The following is a 12744-nucleotide window of genomic DNA, read 5'->3' on the forward strand; positions in this document are numbered from 1 at the left end:
GCTACAAACCTTTCTTTTTTCTCCTTGATCGCAATTTAACAGTAAATCTTGTTTTATTATGCGTACAGTAGTTTCTCGCTACCAACCTGTTGACATTCTTAGCCCATTGTGCCAGTTGAAATTTATCAATCACTGGCTTTTGAATTTGTAATTCCTTTTCAGCCTTAGCAGAAACATAAGATTTCGGCCGTTTCTCAAACTCCGAAAGCCGGATGGGATGACAAACCGGGTTTCCATTTCCGTCAGTAATAGAAACAACATATCCTCTTCCCTATCTCGGGAACTCTACATTAAAAATTCTGACGATTTTTCGTTAAGCAATTACAGCCCTACTGGGCTTTCCTTGCAGCAAAATATCTTTGACACAATTTATAGCATCAATCTAAATATTATTACTAACCACAGTTATTTAGAAATTGAAAAATTAGTTTTCTTTGATCCCAGTATTGCCAATTAAAATATGATGCTGTCTTCAAATGAGAATCTTCATATCGTTGAAAGTTTAGGATTAATAATTGTTTCCCATAATAATCTACTCAATCAGCAAAGTGTTGAGCGAGTAATTACTGATTTAAAAAACAATCCATTTTTTCGAACGGAATATTCCATCTTAATTGATATACGGAACGCAAATACTGAATTGAATTTTGAAGAGATTGAGGATCTAAGCAACTTTGTTTTTGATAGTATTTATGAAACGGGATTGAATAAATTTGCCATTCTGGCATCCGAATCACAACTCAATAAAGCGGTTCAGTATGTTAGGAGCTATAAACATTCTTCAAAATACCAGGTTTTTTCTGCACTAGAACCAGCACTGAATTGGTGGAAAGTCCCTCAAAACAGAAAATCTCACATAGAATTTAAACTAGGTTATCTAAGTCGGGGAGAACGGAAGTCTTCAATGCTTCTGGCTACATCATGTATGGTACTGGCTTTCGTATTAAATAGTATGCAGGTTCATTCTGATATTTTTGTGTAAATCTGGATGCACTTTTGCCTGGGCGGCAAAGTCGTCCCATTGTTTTACTTCCTGGTTTATTTCGTCAATTATCTTTTCTCCTTTTTTAATGTTGTTGGCTTTGGCAATCGTCATCAGATCTGCCTTTTCAATATCGCGGTTTTTACCGTTTATACTCAATGTTTGCTGATTAACCCAAACGTTTGCAGGATCGTACGAATAACAAACATCGTAAGCCGGTGCCAGCTCCCAAACCCCATCCTTCTTCAGCCTGAATGAAAAGTTTTTAGTATGATCGTCGCAGTTGGTGGCCAACACATTAAATACCATCCGCCGAAACATTTGTTCGGCCTGCGGGTACGGCAAACGCAACAAACGCATGGTTTGAAAAACCTGCTCGTAACTGTAGGCAAACAGGCTGTTGTAATCGAAATGCTGAATACCGCACAAGGTTTGTATATGATGCCTGGTATCGTGGCCTTCGCGGTCAAAACGTTTGGTCATAAAATGTGCCCTTCCGTTTTCTTCCAGCAACTCGCTTGGCATCATCTCAATACCACAGTTTTGTGCCATTAAATAATAGGCATATTCCACACGTCCCCAACCGTGGCTGTCGCCAAATTGAATACCGCTAACACCATCGAGTTTTAGCAACCAATGCGAAAAACCTTTGGGCGCACGTGTTTGCCCCGAGCGTACTTCTTTTGTTTTTTCGTTGTATGCAATAACCGCTTTCGGACGCGCACCACCTGCCGAGGTTCCAACCTTCAGAATCTCTTCCATAGCATGCTTCTCTTCCTGATCGAGTTGGGCTTCGAATTGTTCGCGCTTCGACAGCATTTTCTGCGCAATTTCAACCAGGCTTTTTACTTCGATTGAAAAAGTATTTTTCGCGGCTTTTATTTGAGCCGGTTCAAACTCCAGTGCACCCATTCCCCGGGAGCCGATAAAACACAGTTTCTCCACCGGATTCATACTATTGGGCGGACGGCCGTTTTGCGCCAGCCATTGCTCAATTAATTGATTTCCGTATTTGTCGGGGAGCGAATCGGCCAACAAGCCCGGCAAGCCGTTAAAAGTATTTTCAGGACTATCTTTTGCCGGAAGTAACTCAGGGAAATTATACACCCTGTCGCCGTTGTTAATGGGCATTTTTAGTGGCGACAAATCCCAGTTCTTTTCCAGAAAACGTTTGTCGTATTGAAAATCGGCCAGCTGGCGTTGGCTGTTCCAGGTTACAACGCCAACCGTAGTGTCCCATATTTTTACCCAGGCATAATCTACCATCCTAAATCTTCGTTATTGTCGGTTTTCGTATTTTTCTTTTTAGCGGCACGTTTTCGCTTTTTCTCCTGCAGTCGTGCATATTCTATGGGGCTAATGGTTTCGTCGATGGTAAAACCATCTAACAAATGCAATAGGTTTAAAGCCCGTAACACCTGTATTAAGGAGCTCAGAGTAACCGACTCCCCTTTTTCAATCTGCCCCAAAGTCCAACGGTTTAATCCGGCTTCCACAGCCAGCTGGGCTTGTGTTTTATTTTGCTGAAGCCGTTTATGTTTTACAAACTCGCCAATAGCTGCTATAATAGTACTATCGCTCATTGCAATCCAGTTATTGTTGGTATTTCCCATAATTAACCTCCATTTTTGTGCTTATTGTGAGTGTTTCCCAACAAATATAGAAATAAAACTTATTACTTCACTACATATTCAGCAATACATGATGGGATTTACTAACATTAACAATTGTTTTTCCCCACAATGTTTGCATATCCCAACATGTAATATTTGACCATTATTTTTTGAAGACTTATTCCGACTAGAAGAATGACACTGTGAATAAATATAGAGAAAGCAGAAATTCAAATTTAAAATACCATTCAATAGATTTTTCAGATCGGCTTAAATCATGATAACTTCTAAAAAACATTACTGTTAAAGTGGATAATCGTTCTAATTATCCGTGTATTTGGGGGTTAACATTAGTAAAAGAGCTGCTGTTTAGTAGCTCTTTTTTTACAAACATATCATGTAGTGCATTTAGTATCGTTTGCCCTGTTTTCTTCGTCTTATTTTCGGCTTAGCTGCCTTACCCGGGCCTTTGTTCCGCTCCACCAGCCGATTCAAATCCCTCGCCCACTGTGCCAACTGAAACTTATCAATCACTGGCTTTGGGATTTGTAATTCCTTTTCTGCCCTTGCGGAAATAAAGAACCTCGGCCGTTCCTCAAATTCCGAAAGCCGAATTGGGTAACGAACAGGGTTTCCATTTCCGTCTGTAACAAAAACTACATGCCCCCTTCCCGACCTCCGAATCTCAATATTAAACCGGGCCAGTGATCTATCATACATTTCACGATTCGTGATTGATCTCATGCTATTCAATTCCCTGAATAATTCCTGCAAGTTTTGTTTCAGGTTGCCGCTGTCGGCTGTAAAATTCAGGTTGGGATTTTCTTTTTGGAGAGCCTTGGTCAAATCGTATTTCTGCTCCAAGGTTTTTATAAACTGCTGTACCTTCTTTCGCTCGTTGCTGTCGCTGATCTTTTTGCCGGTCTCCCGGTCAATCCGCGTAGAAACGACATGAAAATGCACCCGATCCAGGTCTTCGTGTTTGTAGACAAAGTAGGGTTGCTTGCCATAGCCCAGATCGTTCAGCAGATTATTGATTTCTGTTTTAATGATTGGATCTCCTATTTTCAGATAATCTTCTGCTGTGGGATTAATACTGATGTGCAGGCATTTGTTTTTCACCCGGGGATTTTGCTGCTCTATGTCGAAGAAGATTTTCAGCCGGTGTTTTTCGGTGTAACTAAAAGGATTCTGAGATAAGGTATTCCGGCTGTCAAAAAATTCAGCGACGCCTTTCTGTACTTTCCTTTCATTGTAAAGCAAAGCATTCTCCGTATTGGCAGTCTGATGGATTTTGATCACCATCTTATTGAGAATCTATCATATCTATATACCGCTGCAGAACCGTAAAACATCTGTCCAGCTCAGTCAGAATCCTTTGCAGCAAAGCCTGGTCAGCATCTGAAAACCGGTAATCCGGAAAAGAATTCACTTTTTTGGCCAATTGGTTCAGGTTTACCCCGATCTTATTCAGATCATAGTCCAGCTTCAACGTAAGCTCCTTAAATTCTTTACTGACCTCAATTCTACGCGTCTCCCGTTTTCGAATCAGCTTTGCCCGGCAAAAATCACTGACCGTCCGGTAGCCCTCCCGTTTGCTACGTTGAACAAGCAGCTTCTTTTCCAGGGTCGTCAGCCGAACCCGGATGCCCTCATTTAGTTTATCGATATCGCTGGTTCTGGGTCGCATTTTCCAGTTAAGGGGGATGGGGTATGCAACTCTTGTTTTCTTAAAGCCGTCGGCAGACACAGGAGTTTATGTTCCACATAAACACATCTTGCACACCCCTCCCCCGCAGTTACTTTCTATTGATCTTTCATGGCCTGCTCAGATCAGGGAATCACCCCGCTTTTTGCTTCGCTCCTTTGGATTCCTTTTTGGTCTTTTCCTGCTCCAGTTCCTTTTCCTGTTTAAATCCCGAAAAATTAATGCTTCGGTTGGCGGCATCCACCTGTAAGGAAGCTCCAAATTTCTTCCCGTTTCTACCTGTCATTTTATCGAGGTACACCTTTTCTCCTTTGGCCAGTTTTTGCTTTTGCTCGGCCGACAGTGTCACTCCTTTTATCTTTTCAGGTATGTTAATATGTTTTGTCCGGAGTGGAATCAGCTCGTTGGTTTTGGGATCAAGTGCCATATAATACTTGTCTTTCTTGCCATCCTTTCCGGTCAGTTCAATGGTCTTTCCCAGGTTTCGATCTGCAAGAAGGCGGTTGCGTTCTTCCTGGGTAAACTTATGCCCCATGTATTCTTCCGGTATCTGCAGGCGCTGAATGGGATGAACGCGGACATTCACGGTTCCGTCATCTTCCTTTTTCAACCTTAGTTTGGCAGGGATTCGCATTTGCTGATCGTTTATCACAGCATTGATCGTATAGAGTTTCTGAGAACGGAAACCATTCAGAAAATCTCTCAGTTCGTTTTCATCCATGTGTTGGATAAAGTTCTTGTTTACTCCTACCTTTTCGAGTTTGTCAAAAGGGATCTCTTCTTTTTTAATACGGGTTTCTTGTTCCATGATTTTTCATTTTTAAGTGATTAATTATATGCTGATTATTGAGGGTTATTGGTGCTATCCTGCAAAATCCGGATGATATCGTTACGAATCCTGTTTCGGTTGTTTTCCAGTACCTCGCTGATGTTATCAAAGTGATACACCCCAGGAACCGACTGGTACTTTTTTTCCTCCTTTTCGATGGCTTCGGTATCTACATTGATCAGGCAATTAAAATTGCGCTGGCTCACCTGCTGCTTAAAATTATCGGCCACCTGCCCCACCATATACCCTTGCGGAAGCGTGGCTATCTTTCCCTCCGGTACCAGGTAGTCCATTTGGGTGGAAAACGAAGTGGACTGCATGTTCCGGTTGATATTGATTGACTGCCGTTCCTGAAGGATTTTGCCCATGCGGTTCTGGATAAAACGCGCCGTCTCGCCCACCGACTGGCCGGCAAAAACATTTCCGATGTTGGTAAGAATGGCATTGGCCTGTTCCTTTCCGTAATCCCGGATCAGCTGGTCAATGGTTTGAATGCCCAGTAAAGTGGATATCCGGTTGCTCCGTGCCGTAGCGATCAAGGTATCCAGCCCCCGAAAATAGATCGTGGGTAATTCATCAAAGATCAGCGAACTTTTATGCTGGCCTTTCCGGTTGATCACCTTTAGCATCCGGGTGATGTACAAGGACAATACGGCGCCGTACATCTCAATACGAAGCGGATTGTTTGCCAGGCAAATCACCTTGGGACGATCCGGATGATTGATGTCCAGCGAAAAATCATTGCCTGAACAAATCCAGTAGATCTCCTTGCTGATGATCTTGGATATGGCTATTTTCAGGCTCCCCAGCTGGCCTTCCAGCTGTTCGCTGGCACCCCGTTTATGGGCATTGATAAAGGGATTGATAATGTTCTCCACATCCTTTTCTTTGGAAAGTACAGCGAACAAATCATCGTAATCCAGTTGCAACAGTTCTATGGCATGAGGCAGGGTACAAAATTCCCCGTCGCGGTGCTTTTTCAAAAACCAGATCACTGCGGCAAAAAACGAAACGGCTGATTCGGAGAAAAACTCCCCCTGTTTGCGGATCCATTCCCTGTTCAGATTATACAAAACGGTCCGGGAAGATTCAAAGGCATCAATCGGGCTTTCCATCAGCTCGGGCAAAAGTGGGTTACAGCGGTAAGATTTCCGGATATCATCAAAATTGATCACGTAAAACTCTGCCGTTTCAGGTAAGGCCTTTTTCCTTTTGGCTTTCAGAAAATAATTAAAAGTCACTTCCGAGAGATCCGGGTACTTAAAATCATAGACGCACATGGAAAAACCTTTCTCCAGGTGTTGTTTGATAAAGGGAAGTACCACTGAATAGGATTTTCCGGATCCGGGTGTGCCGATCACAATGGTTCCCCGAAAAGGATTGATCACATTGATCCAGCCTTTGTGCTGGCGGTTCCGGTATTGATAAATGGTTTCAAGGTTTACCGAATACTCATTCCCTTCATAGACCCTCTCCTGGGGAAAACTTTCATTTTCCAGGTTAAAACGGTCCTTCATCAGGTTCACATTGATGAGTTTTGACAGGTTGTCAAAAGCCAGGTTCAGAATCACAAATCCCACGAAGGATAAAAACAGGTAAACAACAGCCATCCTTTCAATTAACAGCAAACTTCCCCAGTACAAAACAAGACCGGTAAGTAACTGAACCACGATGCTGGATACTTTCAGATCACGGTCCTTCTTGGCTTTGGTACCAATACAGGTAATAACCAGAAAACTCAGGCAAACCGCTTTGGCAGGGATCACAGCCACCAAAAAGTTAATGTGCTGCAACTTCTCCCATACCGGTGCAAATTCAGCAATATACCACCCCAGGTTCCGGAAGTAATCCTCCTGTTGAATGTACAGTGTTACAAACAGCAGCAGGTAGCTAAAAAAGCGGAAGCCTTCGTGCAGACGTTGCAGGGAATTGGACTCATTCACTGTAATGGAATTTTAGAGTTTCAGAATATTGGATTATTGGAATATCAGAATGATTTGGCTTTCAGGATGGCTCTGTTTTTTACCTCCAAGGTCAGTTTCCTGCCCGTGTTTCCCAATGCCTTTTCCAGTAGTTCAATTTTCAGGATACGCTTATCGGGAACAATAAATTTGGGCAGGACAAAGACTTCCCGAAGGGTGGTTTTTCCCGGAATACTTTCCCATTTGTACTGCTGATACAGGGGTTCCACCGGGTATTCCTGCACATTGGTGGCTTTTACGCGCTTTTTATCATCAATCCACCAGTTATACGTTTCCATATCCAAAGCGATGTTGGTGGTATTGGTAACTTCAAGTTCAAAAAACAGCAGCTCTTGTTTGAGGTAGATATTTCTTAAGCGAAAAATGATCCCGGCTTTCCGGCTTACTGAGCTTACCGGTTTTTGGGTGCCGTCGTTTAGTATCTGTCCGCAAAGTTCTTTTAACAGGTATTCAGGTACCGGTCCAACGTTGATGTCCCCGGCTTTCTCCCAGTGAAAGTCTTCCAGTTTGTACGAGATTTTATCTGCATCTGCATACTTTACAAACAGCGAATACGAGCGGTTGGCGCTAACAACTGTCAGGGAAGACTCTCCTTCGTAACGATCCAAGGCTTTTACCCGGACCATGTTGGCTTGCTCCGGAACCACTTCGGCGATCAGTTTGCCGGGATCGCCGACCTGCACATAAGTGATCTTCTCATTTGCGATCAGGTGAGTGGTTTTGTTTTGACAGATTTCTATTTGGTTTTGTGCGGAAACCACTGTGGTCAGCGCGATTAGAATGAATGATAAAATGGATCGGTTCATGGTATTTTATTTTTGATTGATGATATAAACCCGTGTGTTTTTGGTTACGGTCACTTTTTTCAGGCGTACCCTTTTCAGCATGGTCTGGGCAGCGCGGTCGGCAGCCCGTATTCCCGCATAAGTCAGCGGATCAGCTGTCACTCCCATCAGTGAAGAAGTATTGGTGGAAGCGCCCACTTCCTGGTAGACTTTTCGCGCGGCATTATCCGGAACATACAGCCCTTCCATGCCATCCAGGTCACAGATACTGAGTTTCACAGGAACGAAGTTTTCCTTCACCGGCATTTGCGTAATCTCAATCAGCAGACGTTCATTTTTGATTTGGCAGATCCCGTATACAAAAGTGTTGCGCGGTATCTTCTGCCCCCTGATACGGGTGTCCTCCAGCAACCGAAGTTTTACCCGGTTTCCGCTAAGTACTGTTGCCGTTTCATAGATCTCGGCCCTGATCACCGGAAGTTCTTCGCTTTCTTCCCGATTAAATCCGGATGTCAGCTCTTTTCCCAGCGTAAATGCCTTGCTTTGCCGGGCTTCCACCAGATCCAGCTGGTAGCGTGCCTGCCCGAGAGAAGATTTTAGTGAATCGTTTTCACGGTTCAGCCGGATGTTCTGATCCACGATCTGATCCAGCTCTTTAATTCCGGTCTGTAAGACTTGATCCTGAACTCTTTCGGGTTGTTTTACGGCCTTCTTCACAGGATAAGTGCTATATCCGCCCCTCGTAGATGTAATCGGTTCAACACGCTTTTCCCCCGGATTTAACTCCTTTTGCAGTTGCTTCTCCCGCTTTTGAATATGAGCCAGTATTGCTTTCTGAATTCTTACCTAATTCCCCGGTTGAAAACGAAGATATGGAACAATATCTTGGATTAATTAATTCAAAACCATCAAGGGTAAGACGTATCGTTTTAAAGCAAAACGGAATAAAATCCAGGTACTATGCACTGGATAAGAACCGGAAAATCACACACTCTAACGCAGAGCTGGCATTCCTTTCGATAAAAAGACTTTTCCCTGACGAAAAGATTCCTGACGACATTGATGTACTGGCCTGTGCCACGGGTAATCCGGATCAATTATTGCCCTCGCACGCTTCCATGGTACACGGTCTGATGAAAAACAGGCCGATGGAATTGTATTCCACTTCAGGTGTGTGTCTCACATGCCTCCAGGCTCTGAAAGTTGCATACATGTCTGTTCTGTCGGGAATTTCGTCCAAAGCAATCTGTTCAAGCTCTGAACTGGCCTCTCCTACTCTGTTATCAAAAAACTACGAAGAAGAGTACGAGCATTGTACGCAGGTAGGTACAGATCCTTATATGGCATTTGAAAAGGATTTTCTTCGCTTTATGCTCAGCGACGGAGCGAGTGCCGTTTTGCTCTCTGACAGAAAAAGCGAGACGGGGATCTCCTTCAAAATTGAATGGATTGAAATGACTTCTTATGCTCATGAATTGCCTACCTGTATGTTTATGGGTGCTGAACTCCGGGAAGATGGAGAACTTAAAAGCTGGAAAGAATTTGAAAGTCAGGAGCTGGTTAACCGTTCGGTATTGACTGTCAAACAAGACATTCGACTACTAAAACCCAATATTATCCGTTATTGGGTTGATCACCTGCAGTACTGTATGGAAAAATATGACCTTAACCCTGCAGATGTCAACTATGTGATTCCACACGTCTCATCCATGTTCTTTTACGGCAAGCTGGCTGAAGAAATTGAAACAAGAAACATAGATCTGGGGACTAATAAATGGTTCACCAATCTGACAGAAATCGGGAATATTGCCTCGGCTTCCATCTTTGCGGCTCTTGATGATTTAAATAATTCAGGAAGATTAAAAGCAAATGATAAGATTTTGCTGCTAGTGCCGGAAAATGGAAGATTCTCTTATGGAACGGTATTGTTGACCGTACAATAGTAGCGATCAGCTAACTTTTAAACACAAGCTTCCTAAGTACGCGAACAACAAAAGCGACATGCCAAACCGGGAAAGCGAATATAAGAGAGCCAAAGTAAACTCAGCAATAATCTAAGGATTTTGGTGTGCGATCATCATTCATGTATACAAACCTTACTACCGCTTTCATCTACCAGAAAGAGATCGTCATCGTTAACAATCAAAACATAAAAAACTACTTTTTATATCCTGTTCTTCTGTTTGACTTTCGGAATCTGTAAAAACGATAGCCTGTGATCAAAAGAATAGATGGAATAAGTCCGGTAATGAATACTGCAATCCGTCCAAATAATCCAATTGTTTCGCCAATATGGACAGGATATGCCTGAGCGGCTATTTTTTCACTTAACGAATTTTGATGATATTCTGCAAACATCGTAACCTGAAGATCCTGATTCACTTCTATTTCCTTCGTTTCACGAAGTCCCGCCGAAATAAACCGGTTCTTTACATACCTGAAACGATATTTACCGGAAGTTTCCTCTGGGAAATAGACAGACCTCAGCTTATACTCATCTTCGGATGGAAGGCTCAATGCTTCTTCCAAACTATGGAAACTGAACGCTTCTCCTGACATTCTTTTTGTTTCCTTCGCTGGTGAATCCAGAACCTGAAGCGCTGCCTTCCATGTAGGCATAAATGTGAAAAACGATCCGGAAACAGAGATAACAAGCAAGGGAATAAGAAAAAGGATACCTAACAGTTTATGAAAATCGTAATAAATAATTCCTCGTGGCAGGTTCTTCGATACCGAAAAACCTTTCCTTGGATTTTTACGGTAACGTTTCCACCACAAATAAACCCCGGAGGTAAGTAGTAACGAAAAAAACAGAATAGCACTTCCTCCTACTAAATAGTTACCATAACGGGGAATCAGCAAGGTTCGGTGAAAACGTAATAAATGTTCAAAAAAACGGATAAAAGAGGTTTTCTCACCAAGCGCCCCCCCTGTTCCGGGATGAAAATAGTGGTTCTTACCGTCTTTAAATACCAATTGAACACTCTGTTGCTCACGGTAAGGCAGGTGCAAGGCCGACAAATCTCTGCCAAAACGGGTATATAACTTGGACGCAGTTTCATGAATGGTCTCTTCTTTCAATGTGTCGATATTGCTTACTGTCAAAATCTCAGGGTTCAGAGCCTGCAATATCTCCGGTTGCCAAACGTATAAAGAGCCACTTAGCCCGGAAATAGAAGATACAAAACCACATACCAGGCCTATCCAAAGGTGGATTTTTTTTGCAAGGACTATTTTTCGTTTCAAGGATAAAGAAGTTTAAAATCATATGCGAATGAGCTCATCCGCATATGACAGTTTTAACTGACTAAAAATTATAATTCAGTCCCAAACGGGTGTTTATTCCTTCAGCCACTCCAGTGAATGTGCGTAAGGGCGCAGCCCATTGTGAACGGGCCGACAGGTAATACTCGTTTAGCAGGTTATTAATTCCCAGGGATAACGACAGGTTCGACCGGACTTTGTAATCCAAGGCAAAATTTAGAATGGTAAAACTACTTACCGGAAATTCGGTATGGCGAAACGCCCAGTTTCCGTTTGTGTCCTGGTAGGGATTGAACCGCTCGCGTTTGCTTTGATGGGTCATTCGCAACGTTGTAGTTATTTTACTGCCCGGGGTCCAGGTAATATAGGCCGTCGTTTTTGCCGGAGCAATCACATCTCCTCCCAGGTAGCTCAGGTCGTTTTTGTCGTCCGCACTATGCTTAAAACCTTCGACATAGGAATAGGAAGAACCTGCCATCAGCTTATTTCTGACAAGAATAACATCCATCACAAGTTCTCCTCCGAAAATGTTCTGCGGTTGTTTTGATGGAATAAACGCGTTTGCTTCATCGCTGAACACTACACCGGTTCCCAGGTTCGATTTACTGTAGTAACCAACGGCCTCAAACCTAACGTTTCTGAATTTAGACATGAAACCAAACTCGTAATTGTCGGTTACAGCTGCTTTCAGGTTAATGTCGTTAATATCTGCCGCGACAGCCGAACGTAGTATCACCCCCAGATCGGCAATGGAAAATCCCTGCGAGTAGCTCAGGTAGGGGGTAAATTCGTCATACTTAATGTAACGAATACCGAAGTTCCAGGCCACATTGCTGAACGTTAGTTTTCCTCCGTTTACATCTACCGATGATGTGAAATTACCATCAGCCTTAGGAGAATAAGGCAGTGTACTGTAGTCGTCAATATTCATCTGCATGTCATCGTAGCGCAACCCGGCTTTCAGCACCCAATTGTCATGCAGTTTGAAAGTGGATTGCAGGTAAGGGGCCCAGCTGGTCATTTCGATGTTGGGCACCCAGAGACGCCCGTCGAGCAAGCCCTGGTTTGTTTTATCGCGCAAAATGTCTACTCCGTAGGTGAGTGAAATTTCCGAATTTAACCCTGCCTTCAACTGTGTACTAAAGTTTGGACGAATACCGTATTTCTCCGCATTGATAACCGACTGTCCTCCATTTTCAAAGCTTTCAGAATAAAAGAAGATATTTTGGGTTTTCTGATAATATACGTCTGTCTCAAAATGCGTTGTTCCCCCCAAAAGCTCGTCTGCATCGTATTTTAATCGCGTATTGATTAATCGTGTTCCTGTTGGTTCCTGACTAGGAATAGAACCTTCCACTCCATAACCAGGTGTGAGTATGTAATCACCTTCCTCGTTGAGCACCTGCACTTGAGCCAATTCAGCGATAAAGGGTGTTTTTTGAGCACTTTTGTAAAAATTGCCGTTCAATGTCAGCTTTTGGTTTTCCGATAGCTGGTAACTAACCTTTGCAAAGGTGCTGTAGATATCTGTGTTATCCATGCCGTAAGTTGGAAGCACAGGAACTCCGTCAGCATCGTATT

General features: G+C 43.1%; 12 protein-coding genes. 2 read left to right on the forward strand and 10 right to left on the reverse strand.

Annotated features, from left to right (window positions below):
- Positions 1-460 precede the first annotated feature (460 nt).
- Positions 461-982: a hypothetical protein gene (locus D1614_RS16005; RefSeq protein ID WP_119438970.1), complete on the forward strand. Its 522-nt coding sequence runs from the start codon at positions 461-463 to the stop codon at positions 980-982.
- Here D1614_RS16005 and D1614_RS16010 read toward each other — a convergent pair.
- The 8 genes from D1614_RS16010 to traM form a co-directional block, all read right to left on the reverse strand.
- Positions 944-2248, reverse strand: a complete 1305-nt coding sequence (locus D1614_RS16010; protein ID WP_119438971.1) for a type II toxin-antitoxin system HipA family toxin — start codon at positions 2246-2248, stop codon at positions 944-946. The two genes, D1614_RS16005 and D1614_RS16010, sit on opposite strands and share 39 nt — an antisense overlap.
- The gene (locus D1614_RS16015; protein ID WP_119438972.1) at positions 2242-2595 is read right to left on the reverse strand and encodes a helix-turn-helix domain-containing protein; all 354 of its coding nucleotides are present in this window, start codon (positions 2593-2595) and stop codon (positions 2242-2244) included. The genes D1614_RS16010 and D1614_RS16015 overlap by 7 nt, the downstream gene beginning before the upstream one ends.
- Positions 2596-3003: 408 nt before the next feature.
- The gene (locus D1614_RS16020; RefSeq protein WP_119438973.1) at positions 3004-3900 is read right to left on the reverse strand and encodes a relaxase/mobilization nuclease domain-containing protein; all 897 of its coding nucleotides are present in this window, start codon (positions 3898-3900) and stop codon (positions 3004-3006) included.
- 1 nt (position 3901) lies between these two features.
- Positions 3902-4285 (reverse strand): plasmid mobilization protein, encoded by a 384-nt coding sequence (locus tag D1614_RS16025; protein WP_147384266.1) that lies wholly within the window; start codon positions 4283-4285, stop codon positions 3902-3904.
- 151 nt (positions 4286-4436) lie between these two features.
- Complete coding sequence (locus D1614_RS16030) at positions 4437-5111, reverse strand: DUF3945 domain-containing protein (RefSeq protein WP_119438975.1); 675 nt, start codon at positions 5109-5111, stop codon at positions 4437-4439.
- Positions 5112-5146: 35 nt separating this feature from the next.
- Positions 5147-7075, reverse strand: coding sequence for a type IV secretory system conjugative DNA transfer family protein (locus tag D1614_RS16035; protein WP_119438976.1), 1929 nt, complete (start codon positions 7073-7075; stop codon positions 5147-5149).
- A 44-nt stretch (positions 7076-7119) separates the two neighbouring features.
- Complete coding sequence (locus D1614_RS16040; protein WP_119438977.1) at positions 7120-7920, reverse strand: DUF4138 domain-containing protein; 801 nt, start codon at positions 7918-7920, stop codon at positions 7120-7122.
- A 6-nt stretch (positions 7921-7926) separates the two neighbouring features.
- On the reverse strand, positions 7927-8616 hold the full coding sequence (gene traM / locus D1614_RS16045; protein WP_162304528.1) for a conjugative transposon protein TraM: 690 nt from the start codon (positions 8614-8616) through the stop codon (positions 7927-7929).
- Positions 8617-8726: 110 nt separating this feature from the next.
- On the opposite strand from traM, the gene D1614_RS16050 reads away from it, so the two are divergent.
- Complete coding sequence (locus tag D1614_RS16050) at positions 8727-9842, forward strand: StlD/DarB family beta-ketosynthase (protein ID WP_262707221.1); 1116 nt, start codon at positions 8727-8729, stop codon at positions 9840-9842.
- 214 nt (positions 9843-10056) lie between these two features.
- Here the strand turns inward: D1614_RS16050 and D1614_RS16055 are convergent, their stop codons facing one another.
- Positions 10057-11145 (reverse strand): PepSY-associated TM helix domain-containing protein, encoded by a 1089-nt coding sequence (locus D1614_RS16055; protein WP_119438979.1) that lies wholly within the window; start codon positions 11143-11145, stop codon positions 10057-10059.
- Positions 11146-11206: 61 nt separating this feature from the next.
- Positions 11207-12744, reverse strand: a 1538-nt coding sequence (locus tag D1614_RS16060) for a TonB-dependent receptor (protein ID WP_162304529.1), incomplete at its 5' end; no start/stop codon positions are given.

This window comes from Maribellus luteus, from assembly GCF_003576475.1.
Lineage (GTDB): Bacteria > Bacteroidota > Bacteroidia > Bacteroidales > Prolixibacteraceae > Draconibacterium > Draconibacterium luteum.

Excerpts from the sequence above, each read along its gene's own strand:
- D1614_RS16030 (WP_119438975.1), bottom strand. The coding sequence starts at position 5,111 with ATGGAACAAGAAACCCGTATTAAAAAAGAAGAGATCCCTTTTGACAAA.
- D1614_RS16040 (WP_119438977.1), bottom strand. The coding sequence starts at position 7,920 with ATGAACCGATCCATTTTATCATTCATTCTAATCGCGCTGACCACAGTG.
- D1614_RS16015 (WP_119438972.1), bottom strand. The coding sequence starts at position 2,595 with ATGGGAAATACCAACAATAACTGGATTGCAATGAGCGATAGTACTATT.
- D1614_RS16025 (WP_147384266.1), bottom strand. The coding sequence starts at position 4,285 with ATGCGACCCAGAACCAGCGATATCGATAAACTAAATGAGGGCATCCGG.
- D1614_RS16010 (WP_119438971.1), bottom strand. The coding sequence starts at position 2,248 with ATGGTAGATTATGCCTGGGTAAAAATATGGGACACTACGGTTGGCGTT.
- D1614_RS16005 (WP_119438970.1), top strand. The coding sequence starts at position 461 with ATGATGCTGTCTTCAAATGAGAATCTTCATATCGTTGAAAGTTTAGGA.
- D1614_RS16020 (WP_119438973.1), bottom strand. The coding sequence starts at position 3,900 with ATGGTGATCAAAATCCATCAGACTGCCAATACGGAGAATGCTTTGCTT.